This window comes from Ruegeria sp. CG3, from assembly GCF_056537205.1.
The window spans coordinates 1-17,899 of record NZ_JBQFRC010000002.1; the positions used below are offsets into that span (position 1 = coordinate 1).

Genomic DNA, 17,899 nt, shown 5'->3' on the forward strand with positions numbered 1-17,899 from the left:
CTGCGGTCAGCGTCGTCTTGCCGTGGTCAACGTGGCCAATCGTGCCAATGTTGACGTGCGGTTTTGTACGCTCAAACTTTTCCTTTGCCATGATGGCCTCCTTTTTCGGAAATGAAGGGAGCCCGGGCAGCAGGCTCCCTCTATTTTTCGGTTATGCGTATTTTGCCTGGATCTCTTCCGCGATGTTCTGCGGAACCGGATCATAGTGGTCGAACTGCATGGTGAACTGGGCACGGCCCGACGACATCGAACGCAGAGTGTTGATGTAGCCGAACATGTTGGCCAGCGGCACGAATGCGTCGATTGCAATCGCGTTGCCGCGCGGCTCTTGTCCAGACACCTGGCCCCGACGCGAAGTCAGGTCGCCGATGATACCGCCGGTGTACTCTTCCGGGGTGATCACTTCGACCTTCATGATCGGCTCCAGCAGTTTCGCGCCGGCCTTTTTCAGACCTTCGCGCATGCACATCCGCGACGCGATTTCGAACGCCAGAACGCTCGAGTCGACGTCGTGGAATTTACCGTCCAGCAGGGCAACCTTGAAGTCGATCACGGGGAAGCCGGCCAGCGGGCCGCTGTCCATGACGGACTGGATGCCTTTTTCGACACCCGGGATGTATTCCTTCGGAACGGCACCACCAACGATGCGGCTTTCGAACGAATAACCTTCGCCCGGTTCGGTGGGAGTGATCTCGAGCTTGACCTCAGCGAACTGACCCGAACCACCCGACTGTTTCTTGTGGGTGTAGGTATGTTCGATCGGCATCGAGATGGTCTCACGATAGGCCACCTGCGGCGCACCGATGTTGGCTTCGACCTTGAACTCGCGCTTCAGACGGTCGACCAGGATGTCCAGGTGAAGTTCGCCCATGCCCTTCATGATGGTCTGACCCGATTCCAGGTCGGTTTCCACGCGGAAGGACGGGTCTTCGGCGGCCAGACGGGCCAGACCCTGAGACATCTTTTCCTGGTCGCCCTTGGTTTTGGGCTCGACCGCGATCTCGATCACCGGATCGGGGAAGGTCATGGTTTCCAGAACCACGGGATCCTTCGGATCGCACAGGGTGTCACCGGTGGTGGTGTCTTTCAGACCCGCCAGAGCGATGATGTCGCCTGCGAACGCTTCTTCGATCTCTTCCCGGTTGTTCGAGTGCATCATCATCATACGACCGATGCGCTCTTTCTTGCCTTTGGTCGAGTTCAGGATCGAGTCGCCCTTGTTCAGGACGCCCGAGTAGATCCGGGTGAAGGTCAGCGAGCCAACGAAGGGGTCGTTCATAATTTTGAACGCCAGGCCCGAGAAGGCCATGTCATCGTCAGCGCGACGCGCGATGTTACGGACTTCTTCCTCGTCACCGGGTTTGAAGCCCATATAGTCGACAACGTCCAGCGGGCTGGGCAGATAGTCGATCACGGCGTTGAGCAGCGGCTGAACACCTTTGTTCTTGAACGCCGAACCACCCAGAACCGGCACGAAGTGCAGCGCCAGGGTACCCTTGCGCAGCAGTTTGCGCAGGGTCGGAATGTCGGGCTCGTTGCCTTCCAGGTATTCCATCATCGCGTCGTCGTCTTCTTCGACGGCCGCTTCGATCATCTTGCCGCGCCATTCTTCGGCCATGTCCTTCAGGCTGTCGCGGATCGGAGCTTTGACCCAGCTTGCGCCCAGGTCCTCGCCCTGCCACAGCCATTCTTCCATGGTGACCAGGTCGATCAGGCCTTCCAGCTCGTTCTCTGCACCGATCGGGATACCGACGGGAACGGCGCGCGCGCCGGTGCGGTCTTCGATCATGCGAACGCAGTTGAAGAAGTCGGCGCCAATCTTGTCCATCTTGTTGACGAAGACCATGCGCGGAACCTTGTAGCGGTCAGCTTGACGCCACACGGTTTCGGTCTGGGGTTCAACACCGGCGTTTGCGTCCAGAACGCAGACGGCACCGTCGAGAACCGCCAGCGAACGCTCGACTTCGATGGTGAAGTCAACGTGGCCGGGGGTGTCGATGATGTTCAGGCGGTGCTTGGGGGTATCGGCGGTCTGACCATCCTCGGTACGCTCCCAGAAAGTGGTGGTCGCAGCCGAAGTGATGGTGATGCCGCGTTCCTGCTCCTGCTCCATCCAGTCCATGGTGGCTGCACCATCGTGCACCTCACCGATGTTGTGGGATTTGCCGGTGTAATACAGGATACGCTCCGAGCAGGTGGTCTTGCCTGCATCGATGTGCGCCATGATACCGAAGTTACGGTATAGTTCGAGCGGATATTCGCGTGCCATTTGGATAAGCCTCTGGGATTACCAACGATAGTGGCTGAAGGCTTTGTTTGCCTCGGCCATCTTGTGGGTGTCTTCGCGCTTCTTAACGGCAGTACCGCGGGACTGTACGGCGTCCAGCAGTTCGCCGGCGAGGCGTTCTTCCATGGTGTTTTCGTTGCGGCCGCGCGCGGCGGTGATCAGCCAGCGGATGGCCAGAGCTTCGCGGCGCTCGGGGCGCACTTCGACCGGAACCTGGTAAGTTGCACCACCAACCCGGCGCGAGCGAACCTCGACCGACGGCTTGATGTTGTCGAGTGCTTCGTGGAACACCTCGACAGGAGCGCGCTTGATCTTGCTCTCAACGCGGTCGAAGGCGTTGTAGACGATACGCTCTGCGACCGACTTCTTGCCGTCGATCATCAGGTTGTTCATGAATTTGGTCAGGACCTTGTCGCCAAATTTGGCGTCAGGCAGGACTTCGCGTTTTTCGGCGGCGTGACGACGTGACATATCAGCCTCTCCTTCTTACTTGGGACGCTTCGCGCCGTATTTCGAACGACGTTGCTTACGGTCTTTGACGCCCTGGGTATCCAGAACACCACGCAGGATGTGGTAGCGGACACCCGGAAGGTCTTTCACACGGCCGCCACGGATCAGAACAACCGAGTGTTCTTGCAGGTTGTGGCTTTCACCCGGGATGTACGAAATGACTTCGTAACCGTTGGTCAGGCGCACCTTGGCAACCTTACGCATAGCCGAGTTCGGCTTCTTCGGCGTGGTGGTGTACACGCGGGTGCAGACGCCGCGCTTCTGCGGGCACTGCTCCAGGTGCATGGACTTCGAGCGTTTTACTTTGGGCTGCCGCGGTTTGCGGATCAGCTGTTGAATAGTTGGCATTCCGGTTTCTTCCCCGTTTTGCAACACACATGACATGCACGCGCGTTGCGTGCGGCTAACTTCGCTGCGCCAATGCGTCCACAAGCGCAAAACCCGCGAGCGTTCCCATTCCGAGGTGAACGTCGCGGTTGGTTATCAGAGGGCGCGAACTGCAAAATTGTCCGGGCCTTGACCAGTTCAATACTGAAATCGGTTTTGGGGCGGCCCCCGGTACCGAGATGACGGGCGTATAGGGGGAGTCGGCCCGACTGTCAACAGCCCCGGCAGATGCCTGCCCGCCTTGCAGCCTCGCGTCGCGGCGAAAGCGACATCGGTTGCGGTGTCACATCCCTCGGGGCATAGTCCGCACTGGTTTATTCCTACCGGAAGTGAAGATGCAAGTCATTGGTCTGTGCCGTTTCTCCTACCCGGCCATCGGCGGGTTCCAGACCATGCACGAGTCGGTGGAAGCGCGCCGGCGCTATCTGTATGACCCCCGGCGTCTGGACGAGCGGTTCCGCCTGTTCGAGGCCTGCGCCCTGCCCGCCCTGCGCGCCCAAACCGACCCGCGGTTTCAGTTTGTGATCGTGACGGGGACCTGCCTGCCTCGGGTCGCCCGTGATCGCCTGAACGACCTGACTTCGGGCATGAAACAAGTGCAAATCGTCTCGCGGGAACCCGGCCGGCATCGCTCTGTCATGAAGGACGTCCTGAACCAGGCACGCCCGAACCCTGACCTGCCATGCCTGCAATTCCGCCACGATGACGACGATGCGGTTGCAGTGGATTTCGTCGAATTGCTGCGCCGCGCGGTTCAGGACGCCGAAGGGCTGGTACGACGCAACAAGATGGTTGCCATCGATTTCAATCACGGCTTTCTTGCCCAGTTCGACGCCAGCGGAATCCAGACCACGCCGGTTCACCGGTCCCTGCTGGGTGTTGGTTTTGGGATGTATGTGCGCGGCGGGTGTGAGCTGACGATCATGAACTTTGCCCACCACAAGATCGGCAACTTCATGCCTGTCATCAGCCAGAACGAACCGCCGATGTGGGTGCGCAGTCTGAACGGGTTCAACGATTCACCCAACACCCGCACAAGCAAGGCCAAGCTGGAACCTCTGAGCCCCGCTCTGGCAAAGCAGTTCGAAACTCGGTTTGCAATTGATCAGACGGTGGTCCGACGCGCCTATTCGGACGCCTGAAGCGCCCGCTCACGAAAGAGGGTGAACAGCCCGGCGCTGACCACCAGTGCGGCGCCCAGCATGGTGACCCGGTCGGGCCAATCTCCGAATACCGCCCATCCCAGACCCAAGGCCCAGATCAGGCTCGAGTATCGGAACGGCGCGACAAAGCTGACCTCGCCAACGCGCATCACCATGACGCTGAAGAGATACCCCAGCAGGACGAAAACTGCTGCCGAGGCAATCAACATCCCCGACCCGGCCGTCATCGGCACCCAACCCTGGAAGACCGAGGCAATTGCCGCACCGGTGGTAATCGTCAATGAGGTTGCCAAAGTGACGACCATCGACGGCACCTCAGGCGACATTCGGCGGGTGATCAAATCCCGAGCCGTCACGCAGATGACGGCAATCAAGGCATACATGGCATAGATGCTGAATCCGTCCGGACCCGGTCGCACGATCAGCAACATGCCTGCAAACCCCAATGCAATGGCCAAGATCCGCCGCCACCCGATCTGTTCCGAAAAGAACAGGGCCGCACCCAGGGTTACGGTCAGCGGCAGGGCTTGCAGAACCGCGGTCACATTGGCCAGCGGCATGTGCATCAAAGCCGTGAGGAAGAAGAACGTCGCCGACAATTCCGCCACGCAACGAAAAGCCACCAACCAGCGGTCGTGCCGCCCGAACCGCAGATGCAATGCCCCCAGATGCCGCGCCAACGCAAAAACCAGGATGGTCGCCAACAACCCACGCAGAGCCACCAGTTGGAACAGTGGCACCTCCTGACCAGCCGCTTTGACCAGCGTGTCGTTCACAGTGAATGCGGCCATGCTGCCCATCATCAGCAGGGCGCCTTTGACGTTTGGTGTCATTGCCATGGCCCGGTTTCAATCTGGTCCCGGCATTGGCATCTCACCTGAGCAGATTGTCAACTTGTGATACGGCCAATTCGATTTTGTTTGGTCCGATCGCAGTTGTACCTGATCACTGCCATGGGGTGGGTTTCTGCGTTGCCGCCTACAGGTAGTTCAGCTTCTGCGTGACCCAGAACAGTATCTCTGCAAGTGGCGAAATCGGCCCGGCCTTGTCGGTCATCACAAGCGCGGTGCCCGACGCCCCGAATTGAAGTGTTTCCAGAGGTACATCGCCAGGAAGTTCGATGAGGACCGGAAAGCTGGTGATCCCGACAAGTTCGCGCATCGAAGGTAAACCGGAGCGGAGATCCAATGCGCCCTCAGACAGGGCCGGCGGAAACCCCGAAATAGTTCCCGTGATCTCGGATCCCGGCTGGGTTCGCAGCGCCACACGTATTTCATCGCCAAGGCCGACATTGGAACGGCTGGATTGGGGCAGCGAGGCCACCAACGCGTGGTTCGTCGGATCTATGAAGGTCAATGCGCCCTGGAAGGTTGTCGCGCGATTGCCCGGGCGCAGCGTGACCGCAGTGACGATCCCGTCGCCCGGCGCGTAGACTTCCGTCTGCTTGAGGTTCCATTCGGCCTGCGCAAGCGCCTGTTCGGCCTCCACGACCGCCACATCCTCACCGTCGATCTGAGCTGCGATCCGGCGCTCCAGCCCCGCTTTTCGCGCTTCTGCTGCACGAATGCTTGCGGTGAGCTGTTCGATCGTCGCAACCGCTTCCTGCAGTTTGAAGGTGGTGGATGCGCCACGCTCTTCCAGTTGAACGATGTCATCCCGCCGCTGCTGCCCAAAAACGAGTTGCGCGGTCAATGAAGCGATATCGGCTTCGGCAGCCGCCAGATCCGTGGTCAATTGGTCCGCTGCAGACCGGGCGGCTTCCAGAGATGCCTCCAGCCGCGCTACCTCGAGCACGTAGAACTCGGGATCGATTCTGAACAAGAGATCGCCTTCGTTCACCTTCTGGTTCGGCTCAACGGCAACTTCGACGACCGTTCCGGAGACATTGGGCACAATGCTTGTCTGAACGCCCAGAACCGACACTGGCCCCGTAGGCGCCGTGTGGTTGAGTGCGCCGATGACAACCAACGCGACGACGCCGGCCCCACCGTACGAAACGGTCTTCCAGAAGCCATTCCAGGGCAGCAGGCTGAACTTGGAAAAGACCAGCCAAATCACGCCAAAATACAATCCGAGGACTATGAGCATCCGAGCAAGACCCGTGTTGAGTTTCAAACAGTGATGGCGGGAGTAAGTCCATTACCACATTCTGATTTTTGAGTATGCAGCAGTTCCGTTTGAAATCACAGTGTTTGGATCGAACCCTGGCCGCTTCCGGCACCGGCCGAAACAAAAAAAGGCCCCGCGGAACCGCAGGGCCTTTCTGAGTTTCTCGTCGCCGATATTATTCGCGGCTTTCCGGAGTTTCCACCAGCGAGTCCAGCTCGTCGCCGACCATGTCATCATCCATCATCGGAGCGGCCAGCGCGGCTGCGGCCTCGGCCTCTTCGCGACGTGCCTCGATGACGACATTGTCACGCTGCTGCGCGATCTGGCGAACACGCTGTGTCGCACCACCGGTACCGGCCGGGATCAGACGGCCGACGATGACGTTCTCTTTCAGGCCAACCAGCTTGTCCTTCTTGCCCTGAACCGAAGCTTCGGTCAGCACACGGGTGGTTTCTTGGAACGACGCCGCCGAGATGAACGAACGCGTTTGCAGCGAAGCCTTGGTGATCCCCAGCAGGATCGGCTCGCCCTGGGCCGGACGACCACCGCGGGCGATGGTCTTCTCGTTGGCAGCATCGAACTCCTGCTTGTCGACATGCTCGCCCTTCAGCAGGGTGGTGTCGCCCGAGTCCAGGATCTCCCACTTCTGCAGCATCTGGCGTACGATGACTTCGATGTGCTTGTCGTTGATCTTCACGCCCTGCAGACGATAGACGTCCTGCACCTCGTCGATCATGTAATCCGCCAGCGCTTCGACACCCATGATGGACAGGATGTCGTGCGGAGCCGGGTTACCGTCCATGATGTAGTCACCCTTCTGCACGAAGTCGCCTTCCTGCACCGGGATGTGCTTGCCCTTGGGCACCATGTACTCGATCGTCTCCAGCGACTCGTCGACCGGCTCGATGCTGATGCGGCGCTTGTTCTTGTAATCGCGGCCAAAGCGCACGTAACCATCGGCTTCCGCGATGATTGCGTGATCTTTCGGACGACGCGCTTCGAACAGTTCGGCCACACGCGGCAGACCACCGGTGATGTCCTTGGTCTTGGCGCCTTCACGCGGAATACGCGCAACAACGTCACCGGCCTCGATCTTCTGACCGTCTTCGACCGATAGGATCGCGTCCACAGACATCGGATAGTGAACCGGGTTGCCCGCATCGTTGCGGACCGGCTCGCCATTGTCATCCACAAGAATGATCTCGGGCTTCAGATCGCTGCCTTTGGGGGCGGCGCGCCAGTCGATCACGATCTTCTGGGTCATGCCGGTTGCATCGTCGGTCTCGTCGCGGACAGCAATGCCCGAAACCAGGTCGACGTATTTTGCGGTACCGGCTTTCTCGGCGATGATCGGCAGGGTGTAGGGGTCCCACTCGAACAGCTTGTCGCCGCGCTTGACCTTGGTGCCTTCTTTGACAAACAGCTTCGAGCCGTAGCCCAGCTTGAAGCTGGCGCGCTCTTCGCCGTGTTCGTCGTTGATCACCAGCTTCATGTTCCGGCCCATGACCAGGCTTTCGCCGGCGGCATTGACCAGGATCTGCGGGTTCTCAAAGGCAACGACACCGTCCTGGTTCGCTTCCTGGAACGACTGCTGACCACCTTGCGCAACACCACCGATGTGGAAGGTCCGCATCGTCAGCTGCGTACCCGGTTCACCGATCGACTGCGCGGCGATGATGCCGACAGCCTCACCGGTGTTCACCATGGTCCCGCGTGCAAGGTCACGACCGTAGCAGGTTGCACAGACGCCTTCCTCGGACTCACAGGTCAGAGGCGAGCGGATGCGCATCGAGGCAACACCGGCCTCGTCGATCGTATCGGCCATGCGTTCGTCGATCAGCTGTCCGGCGGCGACGATGACCTCGTCGGTACCCGGACGCAGAACGTCATCTGCGGCCACACGGCCCAGAACGCGTTCTGCCAGCGACGCGACGACTTCACCGTCATTGACCGCAGCCTCGGCCGTGATCGCACGGTCGGTTCCACAGTCGACCTCGCGCACGATGCAATCCTGCGCCACGTCAACAAGACGACGAGTCAGGTAGCCCGAGTTCGCCGTCTTCAGAGCGGTATCCGACAGACCCTTACGGGCACCGTGGGTCGAGTTGAAGTATTCAAGAACGGTCAGACCTTCCTTGAAGTTCGAGATGATCGGCGTCTCGATGATGTCGCCGTTCGGCTTGGCCATCAGGCCGCGCATACCGCCCAGCTGCTTCATCTGGGTTACCGAGCCACGCGCACCGGAGTGCGCCATCATGTAGACCGAGTTCGGCTCTTTGTCGGCGCCGCCCTCATCCTTGGCCACGGCCGAGATGGTGCGCATCATGGCTTCGGTTACGCGGTCGTTACACTTCGACCAGGCATCGACAACCTTGTTGTACTTTTCGCCCTGAGTGATCAGGCCGTCCATGTACTGCTGTTCGAAGTCTTTCACCTGTTCGCGGGTTTCGTCCACGATGCCCCACTTGTCTTCGGGGATCACCATGTCGTCCTTGCCGAACGAGATACCGGCCTTGAACGCTTCCTTGAAGCCCATCGACATGATCTGGTCGCAGAAGATCACCGACTCTTTCTGACCGCAGTAGCGGTAGACAGTGTCGATCACCTGCTGCACTTCTTTCTTCCGCAGCAGGCGGTTGACCAGATCGAACGGCGCCTTGTTGTTCTTGGGCAGCAGAGCCCCCAAGCGAACACGGCCCGGCGTGGTTTCAAAACGCTTCTGAACCTCGTTGCCTTCTTCGTCGATCTGGGTGATCCGCGCGGTGATTTTCGAGTGCAGGTGCACCTCGCCCGCGTCCAACGCGTGCTGGACTTCGTCGATGGAGCCAAAGACCTTGCCTTCGCCCGGCATGCCTTCGCGTTCCAGGGTCACGTAGTAGAGACCCAGGATCATATCCTGCGACGGAACGATGATCGGCGCGCCGTTTGCAGGCGACAGAACGTTGTTCGTCGACATCATCAGAACACGCGCTTCCAGCTGCGCCTCAAGGCTCAGCGGAACGTGCACGGCCATCTGGTCCCCGTCGAAGTCGGCGTTGAAGGCCGAACAAACCAGCGGGTGCAGCTGGATGGCTTTACCTTCGATCAGAACCGGCTCGAACGCCTGAATGCCAAGACGGTGCAGCGTCGGCGCACGGTTCAGCATGACTGGGTGTTCGCGGATCACCTCGTCGAGGATATCCCACACTTCGGGACGCTCTTTCTCGACCAGTTTCTTCGCCTGCTTGACGGTCGAAGACAGACCCTTGGCTTCAAGGCGCGAGTAAATGAACGGCTTGAACAGTTCCAGCGCCATTTTCTTGGGCAGACCACACTGGTGCAGCTTGAGTTCCGGACCGGTCACGATGACCGAACGGCCCGAGAAGTCGACGCGCTTACCCAGAAGGTTTTGACGGAAGCGGCCCTGCTTGCCTTTCAGCATGTCCGACAGCGATTTCAGCGGACGCTTGTTGGCGCCGGTGATCACGCGGCCGCGACGGCCGTTGTCGAACAGAGCGTCCACGGATTCCTGCAACATCCGCTTTTCGTTGCGGACGATGATGTCAGGCGCGCGCAGTTCGATCAGACGCTTCAGACGGTTGTTCCGGTTGATGACACGACGATACAGATCGTTCAGATCCGAAGTCGCAAAACGGCCACCATCCAGCGGAACCAGCGGACGCAGTTCCGGCGGAATGACCGGGATCACGGTCATCACCATCCATTCGGGCCGGTTGCCCGATTCCAGGAAGGATTCGACTACCTTCAGACGCTTGATGATCTTCTTGGGCTTCAGCTCGCCGGTTGCTTCGGCCAGATCAGCGCGCAGTTGCTCGGCTTCGGCTTCCAGATCGATCTGGGCCAGCATCTCACGGATGGCTTCGGCACCGATATTCGCGGTGAACGCGTCCATGCCATAGGCATCCTGCGCGTCCATGTACTCTTCCTCGGTCAGCATCTGGCCGTAGGTCAGGTCCGTCAGACCGGGCTCGATGACGACATAGTTTTCAAAGTACAGAACGCGTTCCAGATCGCGCAGCGTCATGTCCAGCATCAGACCGATGCGGGACGGCAGCGATTTCAGGAACCAGATGTGAGCGACGGGCGCGGCCAGTTCGATGTGGCCCATACGCTCGCGGCGAACCTTCTGCAGAGTGACTTCCACACCGCATTTCTCGCAGACAACGCCGCGATACTTCATCCGCTTATATTTGCCGCACAGACATTCGTAATCTTTGATCGGGCCAAAGATACGCGCGCAGAACAGACCGTCACGTTCAGGCTTGAACGTCCGGTAGTTGATGGTTTCGGGTTTCTTGATCTCGCCATAGGACCAAGACAGGATCCGCTCGGGCGACGCCAGCGAGACCTTGATCTCGTCGAAAACCTTCGGGGGCGTCAGCGGGTTGAACGGGTTGTTGGTGATTTCCTGGTTCATTTGTTACCTCAAATCTTGCGGAAGGGGGGACGGGAGAAAGGGCAGCGCCCTTACTCCTCAACCTCCGCATCCAGGAGTTCCATATTCAGGCCGAGGCCACGGACTTCTTTAACCAGAACGTTGAACGATTCCGGTACGCCCGCCTCGAAGTTATCCTCGCCCTTGACGATCGACTCATAGACCTTGGTCCGGCCGGCGACGTCATCCGATTTCACGGTGAGCATCTCCTGCAGGGTGTAGGCGGCGCCGTAAGCTTCCAGAGCCCAGACCTCCATCTCACCAAAGCGCTGACCACCGAACTGCGCCTTACCACCCAGCGGCTGCTGGGTCACCAGGCTGTACGGCCCGGTCGAACGCGCGTGGATCTTGTCGTCCACCAGGTGGTGCAGTTTCAGCAGGTACTTGATGCCCACGGTCACCGGACGCGCGAACTGCTCGCCGGTGCGACCGTCGAACAGGATCGACTGACCGCTTTCCGAGAAACCGGCGCGGATCAGCGCGTCGTTGACGTCGGCCTCTTTGGCGCCGTCAAAGACCGGGGTTGCGATCGGAACACCGCGGGTCACGTTGCTGGCCGCTTCGATCAGCTGATCCTCGTCCATGCCGCTGATGCCCTCTTCGTAGACATCCTCGCCATAGGCGTGTTTCATCGCGTCACGGACCGGTGTCAGGTCGCCCGAGCGGCGGTATTCCTGCAGCGCCTCGTCGATCTTCAGACCCAGACCGCGCGCGGCCCAACCCATGTGGGTTTCAAGGATCTGACCGACGTTCATACGCGACGGCACGCCCAGAGGGTTCAGACAGAAGTCGACCGGAGTACCATCCGCAAGGAACGGCATGTCCTCCATCGGCACGACCTTCGAGATCACACCCTTGTTCCCGTGACGGCCGGCCATCTTGTCGCCCGGCTGCAGCTTGCGCTTCACGGCGATGAAGACCTTGACCATCTTCATCACGCCCGGCGGCAGGTCGTCGCCACGGCGGACCTTCTCGACCTTGTCTTCGAAACGGGCATCCAGGGCGCGTTTCTGCACCTCGTACTGCTCGTTCAGAGCCTCGACGATCTGGGCGTCCTTCTCGTCTTCCAGCGCCAGCTGCCACCACTGACCGCGGGTCAGCGACTCGAGCAGCTCTCCGGTGATCTCCGAGCCCGCCTTGACGCCTTTCGGCCCCTTGACGGCGGTTTTGCCCAGGATCATCGACTTGAGACGCGCATAGATGTTGCGGTCGAGGATCGCCAGTTCGTCGTCCCGGTCACGGGCCAGACGTTCGACTTCCTCACGCTCGATCTGCAGCGCACGCTCGTCTTTCTCGACGCCGTGACGGTTGAAGACGCGGACTTCGACGACCGTACCGTAATCGCCCGGTTTCACGCGCAGCGAGGTATCGCGCACGTCAGATGCCTTTTCACCAAAGATGGCGCGCAGCAGCTTTTCTTCCGGGGTCATCGGGCTTTCGCCCTTCGGAGTGATCTTGCCTACCAGAATATCGCCCGGCTCAACATCCGCACCGATGTAAACGATGCCCGCCTCGTCGAGGTTGCGCAGCGCTTCTTCACCGACGTTCGGGATGTCGCGGGTGATCTCTTCCGGACCCAGCTTGGTGTCACGGGCGGCGACTTCGAATTCCTCGATATGGACCGAGGTAAAGACGTCGTCACGTGCGATACGTTCCGAGATCAGGATCGAGTCTTCGTAGTTGTAACCGTTCCACGGCATGAACGCGACGACCACGTTCTTGCCCAAGGCCAGTTCACCCATATCAGTCGACGGGCCATCAGCGATGACCTCGCCCTTCTGGACGGTGTCACCCACCTTGATCAGCGGACGCTGGTTGATGCAGGTGTTCTGGTTCGAACGCTGGAACTTGCGCAGACGATAGATGTCAACGCCAGCGTCGCCCAGTTCCAGATCTTCGGTGGCCCGGATAACGATACGCTGGGCATCAACCTGGTCGATGATGCCGGCACGTTTCGCCTGGATCGCAGCACCCGAGTCGATCGCAACCTTTTCCTCAATCCCGGTACCGACCAGCGGCGCCTCGGCCCGCAGCAGCGGAACCGCCTGACGTTGCATGTTCGAGCCCATCAGAGCGCGGTTGGCGTCGTCATTTTCAAGGAACGGGATCAGCGAGGCCGCAACCGAGACCAGCTGCTTCGGCGAAACGTCGATCAGGTCCACGTTCTCGCGCGGGGCAAGCGTGTAGTCACCGGCCTGACGGGTCGAGACCAGATCGTTGATGAACTTGCCATCCGTATCCAGCGTCGCGTTGGCCTGAGCCACGGTGTGACGCATCTCCTCGGTCGCGGACATGTAGTGGACCTCGTCGGTCACCTGCCCGCCTTTCACGACGCGATAGGGGGTTTCGATGAAACCGTACTTGTTCACGCGGGCAAAGGTGGCCAGCGAGTTGATCAGACCGATGTTCGGACCTTCAGGCGTTTCAATCGGGCACATCCGGCCATAGTGGGTCGGGTGCACGTCGCGCACCTCAAAACCCGCACGCTCGCGCGTCAGACCACCCGGGCCAAGCGCCGACAGGCGGCGTTTGTGGGTGACTTCCGACAGCGGGTTGGTCTGGTCCATGAACTGCGACAGCTGCGAACTGCCGAAGAATTCACGCACGGCGGCCGCCGCCGGTTTCGCGTTGATCAGGTCCTGCGGCATGACGGTGTCGATCTCGACCGACGACATGCGCTCTTTGATGGCGCGTTCCATCCGCAGCAGGCCGACGCGGTACTGGTTTTCCATCAGCTCGCCGACCGAGCGCACACGACGGTTGCCCAGGTGGTCGATATCGTCCACGTCGCCTTTGCCGTCACGCAGCTCGACCAGTGCCTTGATGCAGGCCACGATGTCTTCGCGGCGCAGAGTCCGCAGGGTGTCCGGAGCATCCAGGTTCAGGCGCATGTTCATCTTCACGCGGCCAACGGCCGACAGATCATAGCGCTCGCTGTCGAAGAACAGGGTGTCGAACAGAGCCGACGCGGCCTCGACGGTGGGCGGCTCGCCCGGACGCATGACGCGGTAGATGTCCATCAGCGCGCTTTCGCGGCCCATGTTCTTGTCCTGCGCCATGGTGTTGCGGATGTACGGACCGACGTTGATGTTGTCGATGTCCAGAACCGGAATATCGGTGATGCCGGCATCGATCAGCTCCTTCACGGTGCCGCCGATCAGCTCGCCATCCTTGTCATATTCCAGCGTCAGCTCATCACCGGCTTCGACATAAATCGCACCGGTTTCTTCATTGATGATGTCCTTGGCGACGAACTTGCCGACGATGTGGTCGAACGGCACCAGTAGGTCGGTGACCTTGCCCTCGTCGATCAGCTGCTTGACCGCGCGCGGGGTGACCTTCTTGCCGGCTTCGGCAATCACTTCACCGCTTTTTGCGTCGATCAGGTCATAGGTGGGACGGGTGCCGCGCACACGTTCGGGGAAGAACGGGGTGACCCAGCCCTTCTTCTTGTTCAGCTTGTAGGACACGGTGTCGTAATACGCGTCCATGATCGCTTCCTGGTCCAGGCCCAGGGCATAGAGCAGCGTGGTCACCGGCAGTTTGCGGCGACGGTCGATGCGTGCGTAGACGATGTCCTTGGCGTCGAACTCGAAGTCCAGCCAGCTGCCGCGGTACGGGATAATGCGGCAGGCAAACAACAGCTTGCCCGAAGAATGGGTCTTGCCCTTGTCGTGGTCGAAGAACACACCGGGCGACCGGTGCATCTGGGACACGATCACGCGCTCGGTGCCGTTCACGATGAAGGTGCCGTTCGGCGTCATCAGGGGCATGTCGCCCATGAACACGTCCTGTTCCTTGATGTCCTTGACCGATTTGGCCCCGGTGTCTTCGTCGACATCAAACACGATCAGGCGCAGGGTGACCTTCAGCGGCGCGCTGTAGGTCATGTCGCGCTGCATGCACTCTTCAACGTCGTATTTCGGCTTTTCCAGCTCGTATTTCACGAATTCCAGCACGGAAGTTTCGTTGAAATCCTTGATCGGAAAGACCGATTGGAACACGCCGTTGATACCTTCGCCGTCGGTCGGCTGATCGGCATCGCCAGAGCGCAGGAATAGATCATAGGAGGATTTCTGGACCTCGATGAGGTTCGGCATTTCCAGGACTTCGCGGATTTTGCCGTAGTATTTCCGAAGACGTTTCTGGCCAAGGAACGATTGAGCCATGTCAGATGTCACCTTTCGATGTTCTCAGCGGGCAAAAACACCGTCGGGCCCCGGCGCCTTGCACATACGAGACGACACGTCCGGATCAATTCGTGGCCACCGTCCCGAATGGTAGCCTCCCGATCCGCGAACCGCGTCTTAGAAAACGCCCCAGCACATGAGGCCCTTTCTAAGACAGGTTCGGCTGGACCCGGATTTCTCCGGGCCCAGCCAAATTCCACGGCGCATCCGCGATGCACCGAAAGACAGGCTTAGGCCAGCTCGACCTCGGCGCCAGCTGCTTCCAGCTTGCCCTTGATCTCTTCGGCTTCTGCCTTGTCCACGCCTTCTTTGATCTTGCCGCCGGCTTCGACCAGTTCCTTGGCTTCTTTCAGGCCCAGGCCGGTGATGCCGCGAACTTCTTTGATGACGTTGATTTTCGAAGCGCCGGCGTTCTTCAGAACGACGTCGAATTCGGTTTTCTCTTCCTCAGCTGCACCGCCGGCATCGCCAGCTGCGCCTGCGACCATGACGGCGCCGCCAGCTGCGGGCTCGATGCCGTACTCGTCCTTGAGGATGGTTTTCAGTTCTTGTGCTTCCAGCAGGGTCAGACCAACGATCTCTTCTGCCAGTTTCTTCAGATCAGCCATTGTATCAGCTCTTTCCGTTTACAGTGTGTGTTCCAACGTCAGGGCATGTGCCCCACGCAGATCATTCAGTGCCAACCGCTTACGCAGCTTCCGCCTTCTCTTCGATGGTGGAAAGGATGCTTGCGATGTTGCTTGCAGGTGCGCCAATTGCACCGGCGATGTTCGAAGCAGGCGCGCCGATGCAACCCACGATCGAAGCAATAAGCTCTTCACGCGACGGCATTTTCGACACGGCTGTAACACCAGCCCGGTCCAGAGCGTTCTCGCCCATTGCACCGCCAAGGATCTCGAACTTCTGGTTCTCCTTGGCGAAGTCCTCGGCCACCTTGGCTGCTGCCACGGGGTCCTCGGAATAGGTCAGAACAGTCATACCCGTCAGCAGGTCAGCAATGCTCGCACATGGCTTACCGTCGAGGGCGATTTTGGCGAGCCTGTTCTTGGCAACACGCACGGAGCCGCCCGCGTCACGAGCACGTGCGCGAAGGTCCTGCATCTCGGCAACTGTCAGACCGGCGTAGTGAGCAACCACTACGACGCCAGAGCTTTCGAAGATTTGGCCGAGTTCCTCGACCACTTTCTCTTTCTGGGCTCTATCCACAGTTCTCTCCAAGTTAGGGGCGATGTTTCACCCCGGCTCATATTTGCCGAGGGCTGCGCCCCGGCGTTCAGGTCCGTTGTTACGGGATTGGCCAAAATGCGCCCGAGGGTCAGGACCCTCGAAATTCTTTGGTCTTACCCGTCTCAGGCAGGGAATTAAGGGGCCGGAAGGACCCACCCACCGTCTTGGACGAAACGAAATAAAGCGCACGACGAATCGCACGCTTTATTCCGCAGCCCTCTTTAGGGCAGATGGCCGGGGTTTCCAAGGGGTAAATTGCCCGAACCCCAAGCCGGTAGACAATGACCGCAAACCCGAACAGGATCAACGGATGATCAAGTTGAAATCCATTTCCAAGCCGCAATTCCTGTTTCGTCAGATTTCTCGCCAATTATGGGTTCGTACCAGCCTGATCGCCGCTCTCGCCGTGGTCAGCGCGGGGATTGGCACCTACCTCGGCGGCTTCGTCCCCGACTTTCTCGCACAACGGCTGAGCACCGAGGCCGTGGCAAAGATCCTCGGCATTCTGGCGTCGTCCATGCTGGCGGTCACGACCTTTTCTCTGTCGATCATGGTCGCGGCACAGCGATGGGCCTCGAACCAGTCCTCCCCGCGCGCCCAGCAGGTGATCGAAGAGGACAGTGTCTCGCAAAACGTGCTGGCCACGTTTCTCGGCGCATTCATCTTCGCGCTCGTATCGCTGATCCTTGTCGAAACCGGGGTCTACACCCAGCAATCCATCGCCGTTGCGCTTGCGTTCACCTTGGTGGTGATCTTTTTGGTGACACTGGCGCTCTTGCTCTGGATCGACCAATTGCCCAGCTATGGCAGCATCTCCGAAACGGCGCGCAAGATAGAAAACAACGCCAGGGACACCATGACCCGAGCCATGGAACTGCCGTGCCTCGGCGCCATTCCATATCAAGCCGCCGCGGATGTTCCGCGAACCGGGCACGACGTGCGGGCCAGTTCGACAGGGAACGTGCGCCACGTGGATGTCGGCATGCTGAATTCCTGCGCCGAAGAGAATGACTGCGAGATCTGGATCATGGCGCTGCCAGGGCAATTCGTGACCGAAGGCCAACCCCTGGCCAGAGCGACCCGGAGAATGGATGGTGAAACCATCCGGGAAGCCTTCGTGATCGGGACCGAGCGCAGCTTCAATCAAGACCCCCGCTTTGGCATTCAAACCCTGTCGGAAATCGCACAGCGCGCGCTCTCGCCGGGTATCAACGACCCAATGACGGCAATTCAGATGGTCGAGAGGTTGCTGCGGGTTCTCCTGCCACTTGGCTCGCGGCCCACCCAGCCCGCCGACCCGCAATTCCCGAAAATCCATGCCCCCGAGATCGCGATCGACACATTCCTTCGTGACGCTTATGCGGCCATTTCCCGGGATGCCGGTGACAAGGTCGAAGTCCACGAGGCCATTCTCAGCGCGCTGACCCGACTGACGCAGACTCAAGACGGTGCAATGACAACCGCCGCCCGCGCGGCTACGAACCATGCATTGACCGTTGCCGAGCGCGACCTCAGGCTGGAGGCCGACAAGGCACGCGTGCGCGAAATACCCAATCAGATCACAGTCGAACCTGCTATCTGAGAGCAAAAG

Annotated in this window: 12 protein-coding genes; 2 read left to right on the forward strand and 10 right to left on the reverse strand. The window is 59.8% G+C overall.

The window, feature by feature from the left end; genetic code table 11:
• The 4 genes from ACR0NB_RS10545 to rpsL form a co-directional block, all read right to left on the reverse strand.
• A partial coding sequence (locus tag ACR0NB_RS10545) for a GTP-binding protein (RefSeq protein ID WP_215675807.1) occupies nucleotides 1-91 on the reverse strand: 91 nt, incomplete at its 3' end.
• A 60-nt stretch (nucleotides 92-151) separates the two neighbouring features.
• Nucleotides 152-2,269 (reverse strand): elongation factor G, encoded by a 2,118-nt coding sequence (fusA, locus tag ACR0NB_RS10550; RefSeq protein ID WP_093964349.1) that lies wholly within the window; start codon nucleotides 2,267-2,269, stop codon nucleotides 152-154.
• An 18-nt stretch (nucleotides 2,270-2,287) separates the two neighbouring features.
• Nucleotides 2,288-2,758 carry a 30S ribosomal protein S7 gene (gene rpsG / locus ACR0NB_RS10555; protein ID WP_093964348.1) on the reverse strand — a complete coding sequence of 157 codons (471 nt, stop codon included), beginning with the start codon at nucleotides 2,756-2,758 and terminating at the stop codon, nucleotides 2,288-2,290.
• A 15-nt stretch (nucleotides 2,759-2,773) separates the two neighbouring features.
• Nucleotides 2,774-3,145, reverse strand: coding sequence for a 30S ribosomal protein S12 (gene rpsL, locus ACR0NB_RS10560; protein ID WP_005980675.1), 372 nt, complete (start codon nucleotides 3,143-3,145; stop codon nucleotides 2,774-2,776).
• Between the two features lie 374 nt (nucleotides 3,146-3,519).
• On the opposite strand from rpsL, the gene ACR0NB_RS10565 reads away from it, so the two are divergent.
• Entirely contained in the window at nucleotides 3,520-4,326 is an 807-nt protein-coding gene (locus ACR0NB_RS10565) for a putative rhamnosyl transferase (protein WP_480775640.1), read from the forward strand.
• Here the strand turns inward: ACR0NB_RS10565 and ACR0NB_RS10570 are convergent.
• The 6 genes from ACR0NB_RS10570 to rplJ form a co-directional block, all read right to left on the reverse strand.
• Nucleotides 4,311-5,180 (reverse strand): DMT family transporter, encoded by an 870-nt coding sequence (locus tag ACR0NB_RS10570; protein ID WP_170582589.1) that lies wholly within the window; start codon nucleotides 5,178-5,180, stop codon nucleotides 4,311-4,313. The two genes, ACR0NB_RS10565 and ACR0NB_RS10570, sit on opposite strands and share 16 nt — an antisense overlap.
• A 145-nt stretch (nucleotides 5,181-5,325) precedes the next feature.
• Nucleotides 5,326-6,435, reverse strand: a complete 1,110-nt coding sequence (locus ACR0NB_RS10575) for an HlyD family secretion protein (RefSeq protein WP_480775641.1) — start codon at nucleotides 6,433-6,435, stop codon at nucleotides 5,326-5,328.
• A 196-nt stretch (nucleotides 6,436-6,631) separates the two neighbouring features.
• Nucleotides 6,632-10,873 carry a DNA-directed RNA polymerase subunit beta' gene (gene rpoC / locus ACR0NB_RS10580; protein ID WP_170369233.1) on the reverse strand — a complete coding sequence of 1,414 codons (4,242 nt, stop codon included), beginning with the start codon at nucleotides 10,871-10,873 and terminating at the stop codon, nucleotides 6,632-6,634.
• Between the two features lie 50 nt (nucleotides 10,874-10,923).
• On the reverse strand, nucleotides 10,924-15,060 hold the full coding sequence (rpoB, locus tag ACR0NB_RS10585; RefSeq protein WP_480775642.1) for a DNA-directed RNA polymerase subunit beta: 4,137 nt from the start codon (nucleotides 15,058-15,060) through the stop codon (nucleotides 10,924-10,926).
• Between the two features lie 251 nt (nucleotides 15,061-15,311).
• A complete protein-coding gene (rplL, locus tag ACR0NB_RS10590) occupies nucleotides 15,312-15,689 on the reverse strand; it encodes a 50S ribosomal protein L7/L12 (RefSeq protein ID WP_093964343.1) in 378 nt (125 codons plus the stop codon).
• Nucleotides 15,690-15,768: 79 nt separating this feature from the next.
• A complete protein-coding gene (gene rplJ / locus ACR0NB_RS10595; protein WP_093964423.1) occupies nucleotides 15,769-16,287 on the reverse strand; it encodes a 50S ribosomal protein L10 in 519 nt (172 codons plus the stop codon).
• 331 nt (nucleotides 16,288-16,618) lie between these two features.
• On the opposite strand from rplJ, the gene ACR0NB_RS10600 reads away from it, so the two are divergent.
• A complete protein-coding gene (locus ACR0NB_RS10600) occupies nucleotides 16,619-17,890 on the forward strand; it encodes a DUF2254 domain-containing protein (RefSeq protein WP_480775643.1) in 1,272 nt (423 codons plus the stop codon).
• Nucleotides 17,891-17,899: the final 9 nt, after the last annotated feature.